The sequence below is a fragment of the Microbacterium sp. JZ31 genome (genome assembly GCF_016805985.1).
GTDB lineage: Bacteria > Actinomycetota > Actinomycetes > Actinomycetales > Microbacteriaceae > Microbacterium.
In genome coordinates, this window is sequence record NZ_CP017661.1 from 2,872,536 (window position 1) to 2,897,214 (window position 24,679).

Here is a 24,679-nt window from a genome sequence, read left to right on the forward strand (position 1 = left end):
TGACGCACGGCCCCTCAGCGCTGGATCGGCAGCCGCAGCGTGGGAGCTTCGCCCCGCGGATCGGTCCAGTAACCGGGCTCCAGCACCTGCGTGAGCAGGTCCGCCGGCTCGGCCTGGTTGCGCGCGCGCAGATCCGCCCGCGCCCGCAGATACGCGCGGTTGCGCTCCCAGATCTCGCGCTCGATGACGCGCTGGTCGCGGGCGTGGATCAGCGCGCGCATGATCGTCGCCAGCAGCAGGCCGATGTATCCGCCGGCGGTGTTGGCGACGACGTCCGCGACGGTCGAGAACCTCTCCGGCAGCAGGGTTCCCTGAGTCACCTCGATGAAGCCCGAGAACGCCGGCAACAGCAGCAGCGCGAGCCACCAGCCTCGCCGCGGAAGCGCGAGCCCCAGCAGGAAGCCCAGGGGGACGAACATCGCGATGTTCGCGGTGAACTCCAGCATGGCGAAGTCGAACCACTCCGGCACGCCGAGGCGCCACAGCACGCGCAGCACGCGTTCCGAGATCCCGCCGACCTCCAGCTGGCCGGGATTCGGCCACATCGTGATCAGCAGCACGAACGCCGTGTAGATCAGCAGCAGGAACGTCGCGATCCACAGTCGTGCGTAGCTGCGCGGCGGCCGCGGCCCCAGCGTGATGTCGCTCATGTCGCTCCCGTTCCTCCCGCAAAGACGAAAGTGGGCCGGATCCGAAGATCCGACCCACTCCCTAGTGAGTTCTGGAAAGAACTTACTTGATGATCTTGGTCACCGTGCCGGCGCCGACGGTGCGGCCACCCTCACGGATCGCGAAGCCGAGGCCCTCCTCCATGGCGATGGGCTGGATGAGCTCCACCGACATGTCCGTGGTGTCGCCGGGCATGACCATCTCGGTGCCCTCGGGCAGCGAGATGACGCCGGTGACGTCCGTGGTGCGGAAGTAGAACTGCGGGCGGTAGTTCGTGTAGAAGGGGTTGTGGCGGCCACCCTCGTCCTTGGACAGGATGTACGCCGTGCCCTCGAAGTTGGTGTGCGGCGTGACCGAACCCGGCTTCACGACGACCTGGCCGCGCTCGACCTCTTCGCGCTTCAGACCACGGAGCAGGAGACCGCAGTTCTCGCCGGCCCAGGCCTCGTCGAGCTGCTTGTGGAACATCTCGATACCCGTGACCGTGGTCTTCTGCGTCGGGCGGATGCCGACGATCTCGACCTCGGAGTTGATGGCCAGCGTGCCACGCTCGGCGCGGCCCGTGACGACCGTGCCACGACCGGTGATCGTGAAGACGTCCTCGATCGGCATCAGGAACGGCTTGTCGCGGTCGCGCACCGGGTCCGGGATCGACTCGTCGACGGCGTTCATGAGCTCGACGATCTTCTCGCCCCACTCGGCGTCGCCCTCGAGCGCCTTCAGGCCCGAGACGCGGACGACCGGAGCGTCGTCGCCGGGGAAGCCCTGCGACGAGAGCAGCTCGCGGACCTCGAGCTCGACGAGCTCCAGGATCTCCTCGTCGTCCACCATGTCGGCCTTGTTCAGGGCGACGAGCAGGTAGGGAACGCCGACCTGCTTGGCGAGCAGGACGTGCTCACGGGTCTGAGCCATCGGACCGTCGGTCGCGGCGACCACGAGGATCGCGCCGTCCATCTGGGCGGCACCGGTGATCATGTTCTTGATGTAGTCAGCGTGACCCGGGGCGTCGACGTGCGCGTAGTGGCGCTTCGGCGTCTCGTACTCGACGTGCGAGATGTTGATCGTGATACCGCGCTGACGCTCCTCAGGAGCCGAGTCGATCGACGAGAAGTCACGCACGACGTTGACGTCCGACGGGTACTTGTCGGCGAGCACCTTCGAGATCGCCGCGGTGAGCGTCGTCTTGCCGTGGTCGACGTGACCGATCGTTCCGATGTTCACGTGCGGCTTGTTGCGCTCGAACTTGGCCTTAGCCACTGGGTCCTCCTCAGGACGGTTCATGGATCATCGCCGGGCGCTGGATTGCGACCGGTTCTGTCCGGGGATGGTTCTCAGTCTAATAGAGAGAGTCGATGTGAAGTTTTGGGGGGTGGGGGCTTGACGCCCCCACCCGGACCGTCAGGGTCGGACGATTACTCGCCCTTGCCCTTCTGGATGATCTCGTCGGCGACGGCCTTCGGAACCTCGGAGTAGCTGTCGAACTCCATCGAGTAGACAGCGCGTCCCGAGGTCTTCGAGCGCAGGTCGCCGATGTAGCCGAACATGCTGGACAGCGGGACGAGGGCCTTGATGACCTTCACGCCCTGCGCGTCCTCCATGGACTGCATCTGGCCGCGGCGCGAGTTCAGGTCGCCGATGACGTCGCCCATGTACTCCTCGGGCGTACGGACCTCGACGGCCATGAGCGGCTCGAGCAGCACGGGGTTCGCCTTGCGGATGGCCTCCTTGAAGCCCATCGAGCCGGCGATCTTGAACGCCATCTCCGAGGAGTCGACGTCGTGCGACGCGCCGTCCTTCAGGATCGCCTTGACGCCCACCATGGGGTAGCCCGCGAGGACACCCGTGTTCATGGCGTCCTGGAAGCCCTGGTTGGTCGGCTCGATGTACTCGCGCGGGATGCGACCACCGGTGACCTCGTTGACGAACTCGTACGTCTTGTCGGCCGTGACCTCGAGCGGCTCGATCGCGAACTGGATCTTCGCGAACTGACCCGAGCCACCGGTCTGCTTCTTGTGCGTGTAGTCGTGGCGCTCGACGACCTTGCGGATCGTCTCGCGGTAGGCCACCTGCGGCTTGCCGACGTTGGCTTCGACCTTGAACTCGCGCTTCATGCGGTCCACGAGGATGTCGAGGTGCAGCTCGCCCATGCCCTTGACGACGGTCTGACCGGTCTCGGCGTTGTTCTCGACGCGGAACGTCGGGTCCTCTTCCGCGAGCTTCTGGATCGCGAGACCCAGCTTCTCCTGGTCGGCCTTGGTCTTGGGCTCGATCGCGACCTCGATGACCGGCTCCGGGAACGTCATCGACTCGAGCACGACCTGGCTGTTCGCGTCCGAGAGCGTGTCGCCCGTCGTGGTGTCCTTGAGGCCGATGACCGCGTAGATGTGACCCGCGGTGACCGAGTCGACCGGGTTCTCCTTGTTGGCGTGCATCTGGAAGATCTTTCCGATGCGCTCCTTCTTGCCCTTGGTCGAGTTGACCACCTGCGCGCCCGAGTCGAGGTGACCCGAGTACACGCGGATGTAGGTGAGGCGACCGAAGAACGGGTGCGTGACGACCTTGAACGCGAGGGCCGTGAACGGCTCCGACGCGTCGGCGTGACGCTCGATGATCGTCTCTTCGTTCTTCGGGTCGTGCGCCTCGATGGCGGGCACGTCGATCGGGGCCGGCAGGTAGTCGACGACCGCGTCCAGCATCGGCTGCACGCCGCGGTTCTTGAACGCCGAGCCGCACAGGACCGGGTAGACCTCGCTCGCGATGGTGAGCTTGCGGATGCCGGCCTTGATCTCGGCGACCGTCAGCTCCTCACCGGCGAAGTACTTCTCGAGCAGCGCGTCGTCGGTCTCGGCGACCGTCTCGAGCAGCTTCTCGCGGTACTCCGCTGCGCGGTCGGCCAGGTCGGCCGGGATCTCGGTGATCTCGTACTTGGCGCCCATGGTCACGTCACCCTTGGCGTCGCCGGGCCAGACCAGCGCGCGCATCTCGACGAGGTCGATGACGCCCACGAAGTCGTTCTCCGCGCCGATCGGCAGCTGGATCACGAGCGGCTTCGCCTTGAGGCGGTTCACGATGGTGTCGACCGTGAAGTAGAAGTCCGCGCCGAGCTTGTCCATCTTGTTGACGAAGCAGATGCGGGGGACGTTGTACTTGTCGGCCTGGCGCCACACGGTCTCGGACTGCGGCTCCACACCCTCCTTGCCGTCGAAGACGGCGACGGCGCCGTCGAGCACGCGGAGCGAGCGCTCGACCTCGACCGTGAAGTCCACGTGGCCGGGGGTGTCGATGATGTTGATCTGGTTCTTGTCCCAGAAGCACGTCACAGCAGCGGACGTGATCGTGATGCCACGCTCCTGCTCCTGCTCCATCCAGTCGGTCGTGGCGCCACCGTCGTGCGTCTCGCCGATCTTGTGGTTCACACCCGTGTAGAACAGGATGCGCTCGGTCGTCGTGGTCTTACCGGCATCGATGTGCGCCATGATGCCGATGTTGCGGACCTTCTTGAGGTCGGTGAGCACTTCCTGTGCCACTTGCGGTTCCTAACGTGTGGTGTGGAGTAGAGCTGTGATGCCGGGCCCGGAGGACGGATCCCGTCTCCGGGCCCGGCAGGACGCATCCCGATGGATGCGTGCTGCTGATTACCAGCGGTAGTGCGCGAAGGCCTTGTTCGACTCGGCCATCTTGTGCGTGTCCTCACGGCGCTTCACCGCGGCACCGAGGCCGTTCGAGGCGTCGAGGATCTCGTTCATCAGACGCTCGGTCATCGTCTTCTCACGACGGCCCTTGGCGTAGCTCACGAGCCAGCGCAGCGCGAGCGTGTTCGCGCGGTGCGGCTTGACCTCGACCGGCACCTGGTAGGTCGAGCCACCGACGCGGCGGCTGCGGACCTCGAGGGTCGGGCGGACGTTGTCGAGCGCCTTCTTGAGCGTCGCGACGGCGTCCTGGCCGTTCTTCGCCTCGACGCCCTGGAGGGCGGTGTAGACGATGTTCTCGGCGATCGACTTCTTGCCGTCGACGAGGATCTTGTTCACGAGCTGCGTGACGATCGGAGCGCCGTAGACCGGGTCGTTGACGACGGGGCGCTTCGGGGCGGGTCCCTTACGAGGCATGTGTCTCAGCCCTTCTTCGCGCCGTAGCGGCTGCGAGCCTGCTTACGGTTCTTGACGGCCTGGGTGTCGAGCGCACCGCGGACGATCTTGTAGCGGACACCGGGGAGGTCCTTCACACGACCACCGCGGACGAGCACGAGCGAGTGCTCCTGCAGGTTGTGGCCCTCGCCGGGGATGTAGGCGGTGACCTCGGTGCCGTTGCGAAGCTTCACACGGGCGACCTTGCGCATGGCCGAGTTCGGCTTCTTGGGCGTGGTCGTGTACACGCGGGTGCAGACACCCGCCTGCTGCGGGTTCGCCTTAAGGGCGGGCGCCTTGGTCTTCGAGACCTTGGGCGACCGGCCCTTGCGAACCAGCTGCTGAATAGTAGGCACTGGTTTCCTTCTCTGTTGTGCTGCACGGTGACAGCGGTGGGTTCCCCCGCTTCGTCGTGCTCGTGTTGCGGAGCGTGACGGTGCGGGTTTCACGTTGACCCACCCGGGCGGCAGAATGTGCCGCACGTTTGAAGTGGTGGGTATGCCGTGGGGGTGACCTGTTCGCAGGCCCATCCCTGATCGTGTCTGATCCGGCGCACGCAAGCGGGCGCGCGGGTACGCACACCAAATCATCATAGCGCATCTGACCGTGCTCGGCGTGTCGTCGCCGCTTCCGCGCGGCCCCGGTGCAAGCGCTAGAAGCCCAGGCCGTCTCCGGTGTCACGCGGGTCGAAAGGGGCATCGAGCGCCTGCGACAGCTCGGCCAGCATCGCCTCGACCTGCGGCTCGACGTACTGCACGATCGCTGCGTGGATCCGCAGCCGGTGATGCAGCAGGATGCCGCAGACCTCGCGGCCGATGAGGTTCGCGTACTCGTCCGCGAGCGCGACCTCGCGGCGCAGCGCGACCTTCGCGTCCTCCGTGAGCGGGGGCAGGCTCGGCACCTGCGCCTCCTCCTCGCTCGCGAGTCCCGAGAGCGTGAAGAGGAACGGCTGGCCGGGGATGGGATCGGGGTCGAGCGGCAGGCCCTCGAACTCGGGCGCGAGCCCCTCGGCCGGGCGGTAGCCGCGCGCGCGGTTGCGGGTCGCCTGCTGGTCGAGCTCGGACTGCAGCATCGGCAGGTTGCGCGACGTGTAGTCGGCGACGGCGTGGTCGACGATCGTCTTGATGCGCGTGGAGAGTCCGTGCTGCACGCCGTGCGGGACGTCGGATCCGAGGCCCGCGGCCGACAGGATCGGCGAGCCGAGGCAGCGACGGCACGGAGCGACCCGGCCGCGGTGTGTCGCCGGCTCCCAGCGGGGCACCCAGCGGAGCCAGGCGTCCACGGCCTGGCTCACCTGCGTCTCCAGCGAGCGCTCCACGCATCCAGAGTAGGGGGCGAGGCGGCCTAATCCTCGTCTTCGTCCCGCTCCCACGGCCATTTCGGCCGGTGTGCCTCGGTGCGCCGCACGGCGATGGCCGCCCATCCGGCTACCGCTGCGGCACCGGCGACCACCACGACCGTCCAGCTCGTCGCGGTCTCCGCCACCGCGGCGGTCGCGATCGCGATGTCGACACCGAACAGCAGGGCGAAGATCCACAGCGCCCCCAGGTGCACCAGCGCGCTCGCGAACGCCACGAGGATCACGTCCGTGTAGCGCGGCCGATCCGCTCGCAGCGCGGGCCACAGCGCACCGGCGAACGCGACGGCCGCCGCGCCGAAGGCGAGCGGTCCGGGAACCGGCGGCAGTCCCGGGGTCGCGATCACATCCCGATCCGTGACCAGGCTCAGCATTCCGGATCCGAACACCATGAGCGCCACGTCGCCCGCGAGCGCGAACGCGAGGAGCGCCGCGGGAGGAAACCTCCCGGGCGCTCCCGGCGATGTCTGCGCGTTCGCGATGACCTCTCAGCCCAGCGAAGGCCCGGCTTCGAGCGTGCGCTCGTACTCCGCCTGCGCGGCGGCGTTGCGCTCGGTGACGCGCGCGCCGCGGCGGGCAACCCACGCGCCGAACCAGATTGTGATCTCGCGCGCGAACACGAACGCGGCGATCGCGAGCGGCGACAGCAGCTGTTCGCCGGCCTCGTCGAGGCCCTCGCTCGCGGTCATCTGCCAGAACGGCACGTCCACGAGGGCGCCGAGGATGTGACCCGCATACGCGATCAGGCCGACGAAGACGCCCAGCAGCACCCAGGCGGCCCAGCGCGCGCGGTTCACGAGCGCGCCCAGCAGCCAGAAGCCGAGGAAGAAGACGACGACGGTGGTCCAGAAGCCGAGGGACGCGATGGTCCGCAGCGAGTAGTCGGCGATGTTGTCGAGCGAGACGTCGCCGTTCAGGGCGCCGACGCCGAGCCGGGCGGCGAAGTACAGCACGGCGAAGGCGAGCGCGGCGAGGATGCCGATGGCTCCGGCGGCGCCGCGGTTGCCCTTCATGCGCGGGGGCTCGGGCGCCTGCACGTAGATCGGCGTCTGCGCCGGCGCGGCGGCCGTGGGGGCGGCGGGCTCGGGCGTCGTGGGCTCGCTCGCCGTGACGGCGGGCGATGCGGCGGGCGCGTCGTACGCGTCGCTGGCCGTGAACGTCTGCGTCTTGTCGGCCGGCTCGAACCAGGGGTCGGCCTTCTTCGCGGGCTCGCCCGAGCGGGTCGTCACCGTGGTGGTCGCACCGCGGCTCTCGAGCGCGTCGAGGTCGGCCGCGAGCGCGGCGTAGTCCGGCTCCTCGGCGGCCGGCTGCGCGGGGCGGTCATCGGCCGCGGGGCGCTCGTCCGTCGCGGGACGCTCGTCGGTCGCGGCGCGCTCGTCCGTCACCGGACGACCGTCCGACGCGTCGTCGGCGGGCCGCGTGACGGGAGCGTCGTCCTCGGGCGTCGCGACGATGTCGGTCGCGCCCGTGGTGGCACGGGCCTCGCGGCGCGTGGCGGGGAACTCGCCGGTGTCACCCTCGGCCGGGGCGTCGGTCGCGGCAGCGGTGGTGTCGGCGTCGGCCGGCGCGGCCGTGCCCTCGATGGGCTCGCCGTCGCGGGGCTCGCTGCTCGGTCCCTTGGCGTCACTCATCCGAAGCACTCCTCACGTCGGGGGTCTCTCCCCTGACTCCGGGAGATTAGCGCGCCTGCCGCGCGCTGCCAGGGAGCCTCGCCGCCGTCGGGTCACCTTGCCCCGCGCTGCCCTCCTTTGTTCGTTGAGCGAGCGAAGCGAGTCGAAACGGCGGAAACGACCCCCCGGTGCAAGCCCCGACAACGTCCAGACTTCGCTCCTCGCTCAACGAACAGGAGGGGTGAGACCGCACCGCCCTCCCTTGTTCGTTGAGCGAGCGAAGCGAGTCGAAACGGCGGAAACGACCCGCGGGTGCAAGCCCCGACAACGTCCGGACTTCGCTCCTCGCTCAACGAACAGGAGGGGTGAGACCGCACCGCCCTCCCTTGTTCGTTGAGCGAGCGAAGCGAGTCGAAACGGCGGAAACGACCCCCGATGCGAGCCCCGACAACGTCCGGACTTCGCTCCTCGCTCAACGAACAGGAGGGGTGAGACCGCACCGCCCTCCCTTGTTCGTTGAGCGAGCGAAGCGAGTCGAAACGGCGGAAACGACCCCCGATGCGAGCCCCGACAACGTCCGGACTTCGCTCCTCGCTCAACGAACAGGAGGGTGAGACCGCACTGCCCCCTGTCCGTTGAGCGAGCGAAGCGAGTCGAAACGGCGGAAACGACCCCCGGGTGCGAGCGCTCCTCGCGCGACGGACGGGGGCGAGCCGCGACAGGGGAAACGGAGGAGGGCCCCAGCCGGTCGGCTGGGGCCCTCATCACGGTCTCACGCTCAGTTATAGGTACCGGGCGTGAAGTCGTCCGTCGAGAACGCGTCGAAGTCGACGTAGCTGTAGTCGCCCTCCGCGAACGCGCCGTCGGACGCGAAGATGCGGTTGGGGTACCGCTCGCTCTTCGCCTCCTCCGTCGCCTCGACCGTGACGTTGCGGTACTTCGCAAGGCCCGTGCCGGCGGGGATCAGCTTTCCGATGATCACGTTCTCCTTGAGGCCGACGAGCGGGTCGCGCTTGCCCTGCATGGCGGCCTCGGTGAGGACGCGCGTCGTCTCCTGGAACGAGGCGGCCGACAGCCACGACTCCGTCGCGAGCGACGCCTTCGTGATACCCATCAGCTCCGGACGACCCGACGCGGGGCGCTTGCCCTCGCCGACGGCCGCGCGGTTGATGTCCTGGTAGCGACGCAGGTCGACCATCTCGCCGGGCAGCAGGTCGGTCTCGCCGTGGTCGACCACGGTGACCTTCCGCAGCATCTGGCGCACGATGACCTCGATGTGCTTGTCGTGGATCGGCACACCCTGCGAGCGGTACACACCCTGCACGCCGCCGACGAGGTACTTCTGCACCTCGCGGGCACCCTGCACGCGCATGATCTCCTTCGGGTCGAGCGTGCCGACCTGGAGGGGCTGACCGACCTCGACGTGCTGGCCGTCCTCGACGAGAAGCGTCGCACGCTTCAGCACCGGGTAGACGACGGGCTCGTCACCGCTGTCGGGCGTGATGATGACCTTCTTGGCCTTCTCGGTCTCGTCGATCGTGACGCGGCCGGCGGCCTCGGCGATCGGCGACGCGCCCTTGGGGGTGCGGGCCTCGAACAGCTCCTGCACGCGGGGAAGACCCTGCGTGATGTCATCCGCCGACGCCGAACCACCGGTGTGGAAGGTGCGCATCGTCAGCTGCGTACCGGGCTCACCGATCGACTGGGCCGCGATGATGCCGACGGCCTCGCCGATGTCGACGAGCTTGCCGGTCGCGAGCGAGCGGCCGTAGCAGTTCGCGCACACGCCGACCGCCGAGTCGCAGGTCAGCACCGAGCGGACCTTGATCGACTCGACACCCGCCTCTACCAGCTTGTCGATGAGCACGTCGCCCACGTCCGATCCGGCCGGAGCCAGGACGGTGCCGTCCTCGGCCACCACGTCGACCGCGAGGGTGCGGGCGAACACGGCGTTCTCGACGTTCGCGTCCTTGACCAGCGTGCCGGTCGAGTCGAACGCGGCGATCGGGTACTCGAGGCCCTTCGACGTGCCGCAGTCCTCCTCGCGGATGATGACATCCTGCGAGACGTCCACGAGACGACGCGTGAGGTAACCCGAGTCGGCCGTACGGAGGGCCGTGTCGGCCAGACCCTTACGGGCACCGTGCGTCGCGATGAAGTACTCCGCCACCGACAGACCCTCGCGGTACGAGGAGATGATCGGACGGGGGATGATCTCACCCTTCGGGTTGTTCACCAGGCCTCGCATACCCGCGATGTTGCGGATCTGCAGCCAGTTACCACGCGCACCCGACGACACCATGCGGTTGATGGTGTTGTCCTCCGGGAAGTTGGCGCGCATCTCCTTCTGGACCTCGTCGGTCGCCTCGGTCCAGATCTTGATGAGCTCCTGACGACGCTCGGCGTCGGTCGTGAGGCCCTTCTCGTACTGCGACGTGACCTTGGCGGCCTGCTGCTCGTACTTGGCGATGATCTCGGCCTTGTTCGACGGCGTGATGACGTCGGACAGCGAGACCGTGACACCCGAGCGCGTGGCCCAGTAGTAACCGGCGTCCTTGACGCGGTCCAGCGTGGCCGCGACCTCGGTCTTCGGGTACTCCTCCGCCAGCTTGTTGACGATCTGCGACAGCTTGCCCTTGTCGGCCTGTTCGCGCACGAACGGGTAGCCCTTGGGCATCTGGTCGTTGAAGATCGCCTGGCCGAGCGAGGTGTCCACGAGACCGTGGCGCTCGTAGCCCTCGGGCGCCTGGCCCTCGAGGAACGTCAGACCCGGGATGCGGATGCGGATCTTCGCCTGCAGGTCGAGGGTGCCCTCGTCCTTCGCGAGCGTCGCCTCCGCGACCGAACCGAACACGCGACCCTCACCCACGGCGCCGTCCTTCAGCGTCGTCAGGTGGTGCAGACCGATGATCATGTCCTGCGCGGGCAGGGTCACCGGGCGGCCGTCCGACGGCTTCAGGATGTTGTTCGACGCGAGCATCAGGATGCGCGCCTCGGCCTGGGCCTCCACGGACAGCGGCAGGTGCACGGCCATCTGGTCGCCGTCGAAGTCGGCATTGAACGCCGCGCAGACGAGCGGGTGCAGCTGGATGGCCTTGCCCTCGACGAGCTGCGGCTCGAACGCCTGGATGCCCAGACGGTGCAGCGTGGGGGCGCGGTTGAGCAGCACCGGACGCTCGCGGATGATCTCCTCGAGCACGTCCCAGACCTCGGGACGCGTGCGCTCGACCGAGCGCTTGGCGGCCTTGATGTTCTGTGAGTGACCGAGGTCGATCAGGCGCTTGATCACGAACGGCTTGAACAGCTCCAGCGCCATCTGCTTGGGCAGACCGCACTGGTGCAGCTTGAGCTGCGGGCCGACCACGATGACCGAACGGCCAGAGTAGTCGACGCGCTTGCCGAGCAGGTTCTGACGGAAGCGACCCTGCTTGCCCTTGAGCATGTCGCTCAGCGACTTCAGGGCGCGGTTGCCGGTGCCGGTGACGGGACGACCGCGGCGGCCGTTGTCGAACAGCGCGTCGACGGCCTCCTGCAGCATGCGCTTCTCGTTGTTCACGATGATCTCGGGAGCACCGAGGTCGATGAGGCGACGCAGGCGGTTGTTGCGGTTGATCACGCGGCGGTACAGGTCGTTCAGGTCGGAGGTCGCGAAGCGGCCACCGTCCAGCTGCACCATCGGCCGCAGCTCCGGCGGGATCACCGGGACGACGTCGAGCACCATGGCGGCCGGCGACATGCCGGTCTGCAGGAACGAGTTGACGACCTTCAGGCGCTTGATCGCACGGATCTTGCGCTGGCCCTTGCCCTCGGCGATCTGCAGGCGCAGCGACTCGGCCTCGGCGGCCAGGTCGAACTCGGCCAGGCGACGCTGGATCGACTCCGCACCCATGTGGGCGACGAAGTACTGGCCGAAGCGGTCCTGCAGCTCCTGGAAGACGTCGTCCTCCGCCTTGAGCTGGCCGACCTCGAGGTTGCGGAACTCGTCCCACATGCGCTCGAGCTTGGCGACCTGCTCGTCCGCGCGCTTGCGGATCGTCGCCATCTCCTTCTCGGCGGCGTCCTTGACCTTCTTCTTCTGGTCGGCCTTGGCGTCCTCGGCCTCGAGAGCGGCGAGCTCCTCCTCCAGCTTCTGGAGGCGGGCGGCGATGCGCGAGTCGCGACGGTCGCCGATGTTCTTGATCTCGAGACGGAGGTTGTTCTCGTGCGTCGGCATGTCGCGGTGGCGAGCATCCTCATCCACCGAGATCACCATGTAGGCGGCGAAGTAAATGACCTTCTCGAGGTCCTTCGGCGCCATGTCCAGCAGGTAGCCGAGGCGCGAGGGGACGCCCTTGAAGTACCAGATGTGCGTCACGGGCGCGGCGAGCTCGATGTGGCCCATGCGCTCGCGGCGGACCGAGGACTTGGTGACCTCGACACCGCAGCGCTCGCAGACGATGCCCTTGAAGCGCACGCGCTTGTACTTGCCGCAGGCGCACTCCCAGTCGCGGGAGGGTCCGAAGATCTGCTCACCGAACAGACCGTCCTTCTCCGGCTTCAGGGTGCGGTAGTTGATGGTCTCGGGCTTCTTGACCTCACCGAAGGACCAGCGACGGATGTCGTCGGCGGTGGCCAGGCCGATGCGAAGCTCATCGAAAGTGGTTGCGTCGAGCAATTGATGTCTCCTGTTTGGAAATCTCTGTATCGGCCGGGCTTAGATCTCGTCGATCGAGGCGGACTCGAAGCGGGACGAGATGTTGATGCCGAGCTCCTCCGCTGCGCGGAAGGCCTCGTCGTCGGTGTCGCGGAGGTTGACAGCCGTGCCATCGGCCGAGAGGACCTCGACGTTCAGGCAGAGCGACTGCATCTCCTTCATGAGCACCTTGAACGACTCGGGGATGCCGGGCTCCGGGATGTTCTCGCCCTTGACGATCGCCTCGTACACCTTGACGCGGCCGAGGATGTCGTCGGACTTGACGGTCAGGAGCTCCTGCAGCGCGTACGCCGCACCGTAGGCCTCGAGGGCCCACACCTCCATCTCACCGAAGCGCTGGCCACCGAACTGCGCCTTACCACCGAGCGGCTGCTGGGTGATCATCGAGTACGGGCCCGTCGAACGCGCGTGGATCTTGTCGTCGACGAGGTGGTGCAGCTTCAGGATGTACATGTAGCCGACCGAGATCGGGAACGGGTACGGCTCACCCGAGCGGCCGTCGAACAGCTGGGTCTTGCCCGAGCTGTCGATCAGGCGGTCACCGTCGCGGTTCGGCAGCGTCGAGTCGAGCAGACCTGCCAGCTCGGCCTCCGCGGCGCCGTCGAACACCGGGGTGGCGACCTTCGTGCCGGGAGCGGCCTCGCGGGCCGCCTCCGACAGGCGAGCGGCCCACTCCGGAGCGCCCTCGATCTTCCAGCCCTGCGACGCGATCCATCCGAGGTGCAGCTCGAGCACCTGGCCGAAGTTCATTCGACCGGGCACACCGAGCGGGTTCAGAATGATGTCGACCGGCGTGCCGTCCGCGAGGAACGGCATGTCCTCGACGGGCAGGATGCGCGAGATGACACCCTTGTTGCCGTGACGGCCGGCGAGCTTGTCACCCTCGGTGATCTTGCGCTTCTGCGCGATGTAGACCACGACGCGGCGGTTGACGCCCGAGCCCAGCTCGTCGTCGCCCTCCTCGGCGTTGAACTCCTTCACCGCGATGACGGTGCCCTGCTCGCCGTGGGGGACCTTGAGCGACGTGTCGCGCACCTCGCGGCTCTTCTCGTTGAAGATCGCGCGGAGCAGACGCTCCTCGGCCGACAGCTCGGTCTCGCCCTTCGGCGTGACCTTGCCGACGAGGATGTCGCCGGGACGCACCTCGGCGCCGATGCGGATGATGCCGCGCTCGTCGAGGTCCTTCAGCAGCTCGGGGCTGACGTTGGGGAGGTCACGGGTGATCTCCTCCTTGCCCAGCTTGGTGTCGCGGGCGTCGACCTCGTACTCCTCGATGTGGATCGAGGTGAGGGTGTCGTCCTTCACCAGGTTCTGGCTGAGGATGATGGCGTCCTCGTAGTTGTAGCCCTCCCAGTTCATGAAGGCCACGAGGAGGTTCTTGCCGAGGGCGAGCTCGCCGTTCTCGGTGGCGGGGCCATCCGCGATGACCTCGCCGACCTCGATGCGGTCGCCCGCGTCGACGATCACGCGCTGGTTGTAGTTGTTGCCCTGGTTCGAGCGGTCGAACTTGCGCAGGAAGTAGTCGCGCGTGCCGCCCTCGTCGAGCTGCAGGCGGACGAAGTCGGCCGAGACCTCGACGACCACACCGGCCTTGTCGGCGATGATCGTGTCACCGGCGTCGATCGCGGCGTAGTTCTCCATGCCGGTGCCGACGTACGGCGACTCGGCGCGCAGCAGCGGCACGGCCTGACGCTGCATGTTCGCACCCATGAGGGCGCGGTTCGCGTCGTCATGCTCGAGGAACGGGATCAGCGACGTTCCGACCGACACCATCTGGCGCGGCGAGACGTCCATGTAGCCGATCTCCTCGGCGGGGACCAGGTCGACCTCGCCGCCGACCTGACGCGCGAGCACGCGGTCCTCGCGGAACGAGCCGTCGGCGTCCAGCGGCGCGTTGGCCTGGGCGACGATGAACGACTCCTCCTCCGCGGCGGTGAGGTAGTCGATCTGGTCCGTGACCTTGCCGTCGACGACGCGACGGTACGGGGTCTCGATGAAGCCGAACGAGTTGATCCGGGCGAACGACGCGAGCGAGCCGATCAGACCGATGTTCGGGCCTTCCGGCGTCTCGATCGGGCACATGCGGCCGTAGTGCGACGGGTGGACGTCGCGGACCTCGACGCCGGCGCGCTCACGCGACAGACCGCCGGGGCCCAGCGCCGACAGGCGGCGCTTGTGGGTCAGGCCCGCGAGCGGGTTGTTCTGGTCCATGAACTGCGACAGCTGCGACGTGCCGAAGAACTCCTTGATCGCGGCCACGACGGGGCGCACGTTGATCAGGGTCTGCGGCGTGATCGCCTCGATGTCCTGCGTGGTCATGCGCTCGCGGACGACGCGCTCCATGCGCGACAGACCGGTGCGGACCTGGTTCTGGATGAGCTCGCCGACCGCGCGGATGCGGCGGTTGCCGAAGTTGTCGATGTCGTCGACCGTCAGGCGCAGCTCGGCCGGCTGGCCGTTGCGGATGCCCTCGAAGGTCTCGTCGCCGCGGTGCAGGCGGACGAGGTACTTGATCGTCGCGACGATGTCGTCGACGGTCAGCACCGAGTCGCTCAGCGGGCGGTCGATCCCGAGCTTCTGGTTGATCTTGTAGCGACCCACCTTGGCCAGGTCGTAGCGCTTCGGGTTGAAGTAGAAGTTGTCGAGCAGCGCGCGGGCGGCCTCGGCGGCCACCTGCTCGCCCGGACGCAGCTTGCGGTAGATGTCGCGGAGCGCGTCCTCCTTGGTGAGGATCGTGTCCTTCGCGAGCGTCTCCTCGATCGACTCGATGCCGGCGAACTCGGCGAGGATCTCCTCGCTCGACAGGCCCAGCGCCTTGAGGAACACGGTGACCGACTGCTTGCGCTTGCGGTCGATGCGCACGCCGACCTGGTCGCGCTTGTCGATCTCGAACTCGAGCCACGCGCCGCGGCTCGGGATGACGCGGGCCGAGACGATGTCCTTGTCCGACGTCTTGTCGGGCGTCTTGTCGAAGTAGACGCCGGGCGAGCGCACGAGCTGCGACACCACGACACGCTCGGTGCCGTTGATGATGAACGTGCCCTTGTCGGTCTGCAGCGGGAAGTCGCCCATGAACACCGTCTGGGTCTTGATCTCACCCGTCTGGTGGTTCATGAACTCGGCCTCGACGTAGAGCGGGGCCGCGTAGGTCTTGCCGCGGTCCTTGCACTCCTCGATCGAGTACTTCTCCGGCTCGAGGTAGGGGTTCGTGAACGAGAGCTGCATGGTCTCGCTCAGGTCCTCGATCGGCGAGATCTCCTCGAAGATCTCCTCGAGACCGCTCTTGACGGCGATGTCCGTGCGACCGGCGGCCTGGGCCTCGGCCAGACGCGCCTTCCAGGCGTCGTTGCCGACCAGCCAGTCGAACGACTCGGTCTGCAGCGCCAGAAGGTCGGGGACCGTCAGCGTGTCGGAGATCTTGGCGAACGAGAGGCGGGATGCTCCGCGACCGTTCTTGGGGGTGGTGGTGGATGCGTTGCGCGCAGCAGCCAAGGGGATAACCTCCATGAGCGACCGTGGCGGGGTCGCTGAGTTTCCTTGTCGACAGGTGAGGTGCGCCGGTATCGGTCCCGCTCGGCCCACGACCCGCGCCGCTATCTGCGGGGATCGAAGGCGCCAGCCGACCACCATATGAAGGCATGGGGGATCCAAGAGGCGCAAATAGCAACTATAGGCGGCACGACACGCGTTGTCCAGCGGTTCCTTGACGAAGGGTTGAACCTCGGGTATAAACCCAGGTTTCCCGCTCTCGTCCGCGAGACCTCATCCCTCGCGCGAGTCATCGCCGCACGACGATGTCTCGCCCCGGAGATGAGGTCTCGCGGGCCCCGGCCCACAATGGGACCGTGACCGTCACCCTGGAGCCGATGCCCGCCGAGCGGTTCGACGCGTGGCGGGCCGAGACGGCGGCGCGCTTCGCCGCCCTGCGCCGCGAGTCGGGCATGCTGCCGCCCGCGGAGGCCCAGGAGCAGGGCGAGGGGATCGTCGCGAGCCGACTGCCGGACGGCGTGCATTCCGCGGATCAGCACGTGTGCCAGATCCGGGACGACGGTCGCGTGGTGGGGACCGCGTGGCTCGAGGTGCGCGCCGATCCCCCGCACGCGATGCTCTACGCGCTCGTCGCGGACGACGCGCGGACCGGATCCGCGGCGCTCGCCCTGGTCGAGGAGCGGGCGCGTGCGCTCGGCGCGGCGATCCTGCGGATCGACCTGTTCGCGCAGGATGACGCGGGCTGGGCTCTCCTGGAGGACCGGGGATACCGGGCCACGGACATCCAGATGCTGCTCGCGCCGCTTCCCGCGCCGCGGACACCCGGCGACCTGGTGCTGACCCGGATGACGGCCGAGCGGTACGCCGCGTTCGAGGCGCGGGTGATCGCGGAGTTCGCCGAGGACCTGGTGAACGAGGGACTGCACACGCCGGAGTCGGCGCGCGCGGAGTCGGCGCGGCAGCAGGCCGAGGCGATGCCCGACGGCGTCGACACCGAGGACGGGCTGGTCTTCCGCGCCACCGTGGACGACGTGGTGGTCGGCGCCCTGTGGCTCGACGTGCAGCGGCGCTCCACGGGTCCCCACGTGTTCGTGATGGAGCTGCACGTGGAGCCGGCGCATCGACGCCGCGGTTTCGGCGCCGCGATGATGCGCGCCGCGGAGGACGAGGCCCGTCGCCTCGGCGCGGATTCGATCGGGCTCCACGTGTTCGGCTCCAACCACGCGGCGAGGGCGCTGTACCGCGGCCTCGGCTACCGCGAGGCGGAGGTGCTGCTCGCGAAGGACCTCACCCGCGGCTGACCGCGCTCCTTCCGAGGACCCGGCGTAGCAGAACGGCAGGCTCGCGAGCAGGATCCGGACGCATGCCCGGGGACGATCCGGGCACGCGCGGCACGGCGGCGGGCCGCGGTGGAGCGCGCCGTTAGGGTGGAGGCGGCCGGCGTCACCACCGGCGCGCGGAACCGCAGGACGGTGGTCCGCCTCCGCTCGGATGAGAGCCATCGCCGAGCGCCACGATGTTCCTTCACGTATGAGCTCCCGCATCTCCATCCCTCGACCGCCGCACGCGCACATCCCTCGGCCGCGCCTGGTGCAGCGCCTCGAAGACGCGACGGGACCGGCCGTGCGGATCGTGCAGTCCCCGGCCGGCTACGGCAAGACGCAGCTGCTGGCCGAGTGGGCCCGCTCCCGGCCGCACGACGAGGCCGTCGTGTGGATCGGCGTGGATGCGTCTGCCCCGGACGACGCCTTCTGGACGACGCTGGCCGAGCGGCTCGCGCGCGTGGACCCCGAACCGTCCGACGCGGCAGAGTCCGCAGAGGATCCGCGCGCGCGGGCGATCCGGCACGTGGCGGAGCTGCGCACGCCGGTCACCGTCGTCGTGGACGGCTTCGACGATCTCCGCCCGCCGTCGGCCGAGGAGCTGTTCCGCTGGACCTCCGCCACCGACCACGTCTCCCTCCTGCTCGCCGTGCGCTCGCACCCGCCACGGGCGCTCACATCCCGCGTCGGCGCCGCGAGCGTGCTGAGCGCGGCAGATCTCGCGTTCGACGCGGAGGAGACCGCCCGACTCGCCGCCGCCCTGGGCGCGTCGATCACGGACGCGACCGCCGCGACTCTCACGGATGAGGCCGAGGGGTGGGCCCTGGCGATCCGCATCGCGCTGCAGCACGCGGCGGACGGCACCGTGCGCCCATGGCGCGAGAGGGGCGAGACCGTCGCCGAGGCGCAGCGTGCGCTCCTCGCACCCCTCGAGGATCATCCCGGATTCGCGGCGCTGCGGCTCGCCAGCGCCGGGGAGACCGTCTCCCCGGCGCTGGCGTCGGCCCTCGGGCTGCCGCCCGAGCACGTCGACGTGCTCGACGAGGCATGCCGACGGGGACTGGGCTGGTGGGAGGAGGACCACGGCGAGCGCTCCTTCCGACTGCACCCTGTGATCCGGCCCGCCCTGCAGCAGCGACTCTCGCCCGAGGAGCGCAGGCACGCGTTCGGCCTCATCGCGGAGTGGATGTCGGAGCGGGAGCGCTTCGGCGAAGCGTTCGCGGCGGCGGTCGACGGCGAGCGCTGGGATCTCGCGCGCTCTCTCGCCTACACGGCGTTCCCGGAGATCACGACTCACCTCGGCTCGTCCCCCGACACCCTCCCGAAGGTGCCGACGACGGTCACCCGGTCGGATCCGATGCTCGGATTCCTCAGCGCACTGTCCCATTACACGCGCGGTCGCACCGCACAGGCCGTCAAAGCGCTCGGCTCGGCGTTCGCGACGACACAGCGACGCCGGCTGCTGACACCCGGCAAGGTCACTCCGGAGCGGGTCTGGACGCAGGGCCTGCTCACGGCGGGGCTGCGTCTCAGCGGTCGGTATGAGTTCGTCGAACCCGCGCTGCGCCGCTTCGAGAGCATGCTCGAAGCCGCGCAGGACCCCGAGGGCCTGCTCGCACCGGCGGCGGGACTATTCGCCAACGAGGTCGCCGTCACCGAGCTGTACCTGGGGAAGCTGGACGAGGCGCGCGACGCCCTCGCCCGTGCCCCGCGTCGCCCGCACAGGACGAAGAAGCAGCACTTCTACGCGGACGCGCTGGACGCGCAGATCCTCACCCTGCAGGGCCGCTTCGTCGACGCACGCCGCGCCGTCGACAAGCTCCGCGCGGCGGGCCTTCCCGCCGGTTTCGACGAGAGCTTCTACGGCATCCCCCTCATGCTCGCCACCGCGGCGCTGCATCGCGAGCACGGCGCGCTCGACGAGGCCGCCGCGGCGCTGCACCGCACCGAGGCCCACTGGTCGACGACCGAGAACTGGCCTCTGCTGCTGGCCGCGCACGCCGAGACCGCCTGGCACCGCGACGACGCGCTGAGCGCCCTCGAGATGTTCGAGCTCCGCAGGGCGGAGCAGCATCGCCGCGCACACATCAGCCCCGCCCTGTCGGATCTGCTGCGTGCGACGCAGGCACAGCTGCTGTTGGCGGCGGGCCGTATCCCCGAGGCGCGCCAGCTCATCGGCTCTCACGGGCATCGGCCGTCACTGGCGGCGGTCAGGGCGCAGATCCTGCTCGCCGAGGGGCGCCTGTCGGACGCATCGGAAGCCGCGGACACCGCGCTGCGCATGCCCGGCACGACTCCGCTGATGCGCGTCGACCTGCTGCTGGTGACCGCCGGGGCCGCGCTGCGCGCCGGTGACACGCACGCCGCGGCGCGGCCGTTCCGCCTCGCAGCCGAACTCGGCGCGCGCCACGGCATGCGCACGCCGTTCGCGCGACTCGGCGCGGAGGAACGGCGGCTGCTGCTGGACGAGGTGGGAGCGGACGCGGCCTGCCGCGATGCGGTGCTGGCGCGTCCTCCCCTGTTCCCCGAGAGCGCCGTCGTGCCGCGTCTGACGAAGCGGGAGCTGGCGACGCTCCACGACGTCGGGCGCGGCCTCACCCTCACCGCCTCGGCGGAGCGTCACCGCCTGTCGGTCAACACCATCAAGGCACAGCGCCGCTCGCTCTACCGCAAGCTGGGCGTCAGCACCGCGTCACAGGCGGTCTCCCGCGCGCGCGAGCTCGGACTGCTCTAGGCCGCTCCCCGTGGGCGCGACCGGCCGGCCCAGCACGGGCAGCACCGCGAGGCAGGCGAGGACGGGCACCGTCAGCAGGACGTACATGCCCGCGTAGCCGTCGACGCCCACCGCGCGTGCAGCGCTGAGCAGTGCCGTCGCGATGAGCGGCGCCACGATGCCGCCGAGTGCGTTGCCGACGTTGAACACTCCCAGCCCGAATGCGGCGCGCGTCGGGGGCAGCAGCCCCTGCACGATCGCCCGCGACGAGGCGAAGCCGAGGGCGATGCCGACGCCCGCCGCGAACGTGGCCACGTAGAAGAGCACCGGCGTGGGCGCGAGGGCGCGACCGAGCATCGCGGCGGTCAGCACGATCAGCGCGGCGCCGAGCAGCGTCGTCTCCCTCGGTGCACGCCTACCCAGAAGCGCGAGCGTGACGGAGGCAGTGAGCAGCCCGGCGGCACCCACGAGGGTGGCGGCCGACACCAGTCGGACCGCGTCGTGCTCGGCGAGGTCCCAGCGATCCATGAACAGGTACAGGGCGAACACGAGGCCCGCGGTGAGCTCGAGCGAGAGCACGAAGCGCACAGCCATGACCGCGAGGAACCGCCCGGTGAGAAGCGTGCGCAACTCGACGAGCCGCCATCCTCCCGCGACGCCCTCGTCTGCGGCGGATGCGGGGGCATCCGGATCGCGCAGGACGAGCACCACGGCCGTCACCACGACGACGGCGAGAACGGGCACGACGAGCGTCATGGTCACGGTGTCGGCTGCGAACACGGCCGCGGCCGCCAGGCCGGGCAGGGTTCCGATGGTCGCCGCGGCGGAGAACACGGCACCCGCTCGCACCCTCTGCTCGGGCGCCAGGTCACGCGAGAGCATGCTGTTCACGCCCGCGAAGCAGCCGTTGTACGCGGCCTGCGTCGCCACCCATGCGACCAGGAGACTCGCCGGATCGGCCGCGAAGGCGACCGCGACGGAACCCGCAAGCCCACCGAGGACGCCGGCGATGATCCAGATCCGACGACCGCCGAACCGGCGCGGGGTGCGGTCGACGCACCAGCCGATCAGGGGATTGGCGACCATCGCGGCGGCCGAACCCGCGGCCACCACCACACCGAGCGCGCCCGGCGCAGCCGTGTCGCCGACCATGCGGGTGATCATCAGCGACAGTCCGACCACGACCGGTGCGGTGAGGGCCCCGAGCGCCGCGCACTGCACGGCGGCGAGGGCGTAGATGCGTTTCATGCGAGCCGAGATCCCCCAGATGCGACGGCGAAGCGACGCCCGAGGCCACCGCGGATGCGGGCAGCGCGCGCCGAGACGACGCTATCGGGTGTTCGGGTCACCGTCGGCATTGCGGCCGTCCGGTTCAGCAGCGGTGCACTCCCCCGGGCCTCGTTGTGGGGCGAGCCCGGGGAAGCGCACCGCGTCGGTTCAGTGCGAGCCGTGCCGGCGCCGACGCACCGTCAGCACCATCGCCGCACCGAGCATGAGGAGGGCGACGCCGATCGCGAGCCCGGCGCCCACCGTCGCACCGGTGACCGCCAACGCCCCGTCGCCGCCGTCGGCGTCACCCGTGTCGCCCGCGCCACCACCCGCGCCGTCGGCGTCGCCGGTGCCGTCGGACGGCGCCTGGCCGTCCGGGTCGGTCGGATCCGCCGGGGGTGCGGTCACGGTGACCGGCGCGCAGCTGCGCGTCGGGTCATCCGCGCACGCCCCGTCGACCTCGACCGGGCGCCAGGGACCGGCCGGGTTAGCGACGGACGCGCTGTTGACGTACTCGCCCGGCGCGTCGTAGCGCACGGTCACCGGCAGCTCCACCGCTTCGCCCACGGGGATCTCGGCGACGGTCCAGACGATCGTCCGTCCATCGATCCGCCCCTCGGTGTCGACCACGACCGCACCCTCGGGAAGGAGATCGCTGACGACCGCGTCGATCGCGGGGATCTGCCCGGTGTTGCGCACCGAGATGACGTAGGTGACCTCGTCGCCGACCTGCGCGCGGTTCTGCTCGGCGACCTTCTCGATCTGCAGCTGACCGACGTCGAACCGGTTGACGATCACGACGGTCGCGCTCTGCACGCCCTCGGCCGGCTCCGCGATCGTGGCGGTGCCGTCGGCCGGCGCCATCGTGATCTGCGTCGCGAGGCCCGGGTCGGTCTCGGTGACGGCGCACTCGGCGCCCACGATGATCCCCGCGATCGCGGCGCGGTAGTCGCCCGCCTCGTCGAGCGTGACCACGCCGTTGTCCGCGAGCGGCACCGTGAGGGTCTCGCCGTCCTTCTGCCACGTGCAGGAGGCCTGCGCCTGGAAGGGGCCGGCACCGAACTCGGCCACGCCGTCGCCCTCGCGCTGCTTCTCGATCGCGAGCTCGCCCGTGCGGAAGTCGTTCGCGACCAGCGCGGTCACCGCGCCGAGGGGCTCGTCGCCCTCCGGACCCGTGATCGTCACGGCGGGCGGGTCGGTGTGCTCGGTGGCGCCACCCGTCTGTGTCTCGCTCACCTCGCAGACGGTGCCCGCGGGGAACACCGCATCCACCTGCGTCGGGACGTCGGGCGTGATCGCGAGCGCGTCCTGCGTCAACACCGTCTCGCCGCCGTAGGTGCACACGACCCGCACCGCGAAGGGCCCGTCGCCGTAGTCGGCGGCACCGTCGCCCGTGACCGTCTTGAGCACCGACAGCGTGCCGGCCTCGTAGCGGTTGGTGACGAGCGCGTTGCGGTCGGCGCCGACACGCACCCGTGCGGTGCCGTCGCCGGCGTCCTCGACCCCGTCGCCCGTGATGGCGACGGAGGCAGCGTCGTCGGAGTCGACCTCGGTCACGTCGCACGTCGCTCCCACGGGGATGGCGCCGGTGATCGTCCGGGTCTCACCGGCCGCGAGCGTGAACGCGCGGTCGGCCTCGGCGAGCTGCACCGCGAGGCCCGTGCTCGTCGTGCAGGCGAGCTCGAAGCCGAACGGCCCGAAGGCGCCCACCGTGGCCGCGGTGTCGACCTCCTTGGCGATGCGCAGCGAGCCGAAGTCGTACGCGTTCGTGACGGTGACGCGCTGCTCCTGCGGGGCGTCGCCGGGCTGCAGGATGTCGACGGTGGCCGGCAGGCCGGAGCGACGGGTCTCGCCGAACGCGCCCACCTCACCCTGCTCGTCGACCGTGCACTGCGCGCCGAGCGGGATGCCTGTCACGGTCGCCGGCGCGTCCGGCGAGACGCTCAGCGTCGCCTGAGAGCCGAGGTCGAGCGAGGCGCCCGCCGCCGTGCACGACACGTCGACGAGGAACTCGTCGGGGGCGTACGCCGCGGCCTCGCCCTCGACGACCTTCGCGACGTCGAGTTCGCCGGCCACCAGCGTCACGCCGGCCTTCACCGGGGCGCGGTCGAGCGTGCGGCCGCTCTGCAGCACGGCGTGCGCGCCGAACTGGTTCCACGCGAATTGGTCCTCCACCGGCACCTCGACGGGCGCGCGGCTCGGGTCCGCCTCGGTGGCCGGGGCGTTGACCGTCTGGTAGCGGATCGTCACGCCGGCGCCCGGCGCGAGCACGCCGCCGGCGGCCGTGCGGAAGTCGAACTGCACGCGCAGTCCGGTGACCTCGGCCCAGTCGCCCGTGAAGGCGGCGGCGTCGGTCCACGAATCGGCCGAGCATGTGGGGTCATCGCGCCACGCGCGACCGTCCGACCCGACGCAGACGTCCTCGCCCGTCGAGACCTGCCAGAGGATCGTCGTGCCCTCCGGCGCGTCGATCTGCAGACCCGCCGCGCCGTCGAGGATCGGACGGAACGTGGAGCCGCGGGACGAGCCGGTGGCGAGCATCACGTCGCCCGGCACAGGAAGCGGCTCGGCCACGACCAGCGACGTGTACGGGTCGGTTCCGCTGTTGACGGTCTCGAGCTTCCACGCGTCCGTCGCACCCACGACGGTGTTCGCGGCGCACGGCGTGCGGAAGTACCCCTCGGCGTCCGTGTAGCAGGAAGCCGCCGCGTTGGCCGTGTTGACCGCCCCGTCGACGAGCTCGCCGTCCACCTCACCCTTCACGCCCTTGTAGACCGCGAGCGAGGCGCCCGGAACGGGCTCGACGTAGTTCGTCGTGCCGCAGGCGTTCTCCGCCCGACCCGGCAGCACGCCCTGCCCGTTGCCGGACGTGTTGGTGCAGGCGCTGAGCGGCTGAGCCGTGGTCACCGTGAAGGCGTTCGTCGCGCGCTCGCCCTGGCGAAGGCCCGGCTTGAGCACGATGCCGAGAGTGAGGGAGTACGACTCGCCCGGCGCCATGCGCGCGGCACCCTCCGGCCACTCGAACGAGAGCTGCCGCGTCGCGGCGTCGTAGCGGTACGTGGGCTCGAGCGACAGGCGACCGCCCTCGGAGGTCGAGAAGATCGGCTCCTCCGAGAAGTCGACGTCGAGCGAGGCGGGAAGCGTGTCGACGAGCCCGTCCACCGTCAGGTAGCCAGATCCGGTGTTGGTGAACCGGAGGGTCCACGGCACGGTCTGGCCCGCCTCCACGGTGTGCCGGTTGTCGAGCGGCGTCTTCTCGACGGCGAGCGCGTACGTGCCGGTGAGCAGCGCGATGTCGTCGGAAGCCTGGGCTTCGGCGGCCGGGTACACCTCGGCGTCGCCACGCGACGAGCGCGTCGTGATGTCGTTGGATACCGTGCTGGGGAAGACGATCTCCTCCTCCGTGCCCCGCACGGCATCGAGCAGCGCCACC

14 protein-coding genes are annotated in these 24,679 nt (G+C 69.5%); 2 read left to right on the plus strand and 12 right to left on the minus strand.

What is annotated here, in order from left to right:
• Window positions 1–14 precede the first annotated feature (14 nt).
• From BJP60_RS13700 to rpoB, 10 genes are all read right to left on the minus strand, one after another.
• Complete coding sequence (locus tag BJP60_RS13700) at window positions 15–650, minus strand: VanZ family protein (RefSeq protein ID WP_203136375.1); 636 nt, start codon at window positions 648–650, stop codon at window positions 15–17.
• An 82-nt stretch (window positions 651–732) separates the two neighbouring features.
• A complete protein-coding gene (gene tuf / locus BJP60_RS13705) occupies window positions 733–1,926 on the minus strand; it encodes an elongation factor Tu (protein WP_203136376.1) in 1,194 nt (397 codons plus the stop codon).
• 155 nt (window positions 1,927–2,081) lie between these two features.
• Complete coding sequence (gene fusA / locus BJP60_RS13710; protein ID WP_203136377.1) at window positions 2,082–4,196, minus strand: elongation factor G; 2,115 nt, start codon at window positions 4,194–4,196, stop codon at window positions 2,082–2,084.
• Between the two features lie 108 nt (window positions 4,197–4,304).
• Entirely contained in the window at window positions 4,305–4,775 is a 471-nt protein-coding gene (gene rpsG / locus BJP60_RS13715; protein WP_055992108.1) for a 30S ribosomal protein S7, read from the minus strand.
• A 5-nt stretch (window positions 4,776–4,780) separates the two neighbouring features.
• Window positions 4,781–5,149 (minus strand): 30S ribosomal protein S12, encoded by a 369-nt coding sequence (gene rpsL, locus BJP60_RS13720; RefSeq protein ID WP_018171438.1) that lies wholly within the window; start codon window positions 5,147–5,149, stop codon window positions 4,781–4,783.
• A 296-nt stretch (window positions 5,150–5,445) separates the two neighbouring features.
• Complete coding sequence (locus BJP60_RS13725) at window positions 5,446–6,111, minus strand: spermidine/putrescine ABC transporter substrate-binding protein (protein WP_203136379.1); 666 nt, start codon at window positions 6,109–6,111, stop codon at window positions 5,446–5,448.
• Between the two features lie 26 nt (window positions 6,112–6,137).
• Entirely contained in the window at window positions 6,138–6,542 is a 405-nt protein-coding gene (locus BJP60_RS13730) for a hypothetical protein (protein ID WP_203136383.1), read from the minus strand.
• A gap of 96 nt (window positions 6,543–6,638) precedes the next feature.
• Window positions 6,639–7,781 carry an ABC transporter gene (locus tag BJP60_RS13735; protein WP_203136385.1) on the minus strand — a complete coding sequence of 381 codons (1,143 nt, stop codon included), beginning with the start codon at window positions 7,779–7,781 and terminating at the stop codon, window positions 6,639–6,641.
• 757 nt (window positions 7,782–8,538) lie between these two features.
• Window positions 8,539–12,414, minus strand: coding sequence for a DNA-directed RNA polymerase subunit beta' (locus tag BJP60_RS13740; RefSeq protein ID WP_203136387.1), 3,876 nt, complete (start codon window positions 12,412–12,414; stop codon window positions 8,539–8,541).
• A gap of 39 nt (window positions 12,415–12,453) precedes the next feature.
• Window positions 12,454–15,945 carry a DNA-directed RNA polymerase subunit beta gene (rpoB, locus tag BJP60_RS13745; RefSeq protein ID WP_203136389.1) on the minus strand — a complete coding sequence of 1,164 codons (3,492 nt, stop codon included), beginning with the start codon at window positions 15,943–15,945 and terminating at the stop codon, window positions 12,454–12,456.
• A 353-nt stretch (window positions 15,946–16,298) separates the two neighbouring features.
• Here rpoB and BJP60_RS13750 point away from each other — a divergent pair, with 353 nt between their 5' ends.
• Together BJP60_RS13750 and BJP60_RS13755 are read left to right on the plus strand one after the other, a co-directional pair.
• The gene (locus BJP60_RS13750; protein WP_203136391.1) at window positions 16,299–17,243 is read left to right on the plus strand and encodes a GNAT family N-acetyltransferase; all 945 of its coding nucleotides are present in this window, start codon (window positions 16,299–16,301) and stop codon (window positions 17,241–17,243) included.
• Between the two features lie 229 nt (window positions 17,244–17,472).
• Window positions 17,473–19,998, plus strand: coding sequence for a LuxR C-terminal-related transcriptional regulator (locus tag BJP60_RS13755; protein WP_203136393.1), 2,526 nt, complete (start codon window positions 17,473–17,475; stop codon window positions 19,996–19,998).
• Here BJP60_RS13755 and BJP60_RS13760 read toward each other — a convergent pair.
• Window positions 19,957–21,225: an MFS transporter gene (locus BJP60_RS13760; RefSeq protein ID WP_203136395.1), complete on the minus strand. Its 1,269-nt coding sequence runs from the start codon at window positions 21,223–21,225 to the stop codon at window positions 19,957–19,959. The two genes, BJP60_RS13755 and BJP60_RS13760, sit on opposite strands and share 42 nt — an antisense overlap.
• A gap of 189 nt (window positions 21,226–21,414) precedes the next feature.
• Complete coding sequence (locus tag BJP60_RS13765) at window positions 21,415–24,678, minus strand: DUF5979 domain-containing protein (protein WP_203136396.1); 3,264 nt, start codon at window positions 24,676–24,678, stop codon at window positions 21,415–21,417.
• Between the last annotated feature and the right edge of the window lies 1 nt (window position 24,679).

Coding starts and splice junctions, on each gene's coding strand:
- BJP60_RS13700 (WP_203136375.1), bottom strand. CDS start 650: ATGAGCGACATCACGCTGGGGCCGCGGCCGCCGCGCAGCTACGCACGA.
- rpsG (WP_055992108.1), bottom strand. CDS start 4,775: ATGCCTCGTAAGGGACCCGCCCCGAAGCGCCCCGTCGTCAACGACCCG.
- BJP60_RS13730 (WP_203136383.1), bottom strand. CDS start 6,542: ATGGTGTTCGGATCCGGAATGCTGAGCCTGGTCACGGATCGGGATGTG.
- BJP60_RS13735 (WP_203136385.1), bottom strand. CDS start 7,781: ATGAGTGACGCCAAGGGACCGAGCAGCGAGCCCCGCGACGGCGAGCCC.
- BJP60_RS13755 (WP_203136393.1), top strand. CDS start 17,473: ATGAGCTCCCGCATCTCCATCCCTCGACCGCCGCACGCGCACATCCCT.
- BJP60_RS13760 (WP_203136395.1), bottom strand. CDS start 21,225: ATGAAACGCATCTACGCCCTCGCCGCCGTGCAGTGCGCGGCGCTCGGG.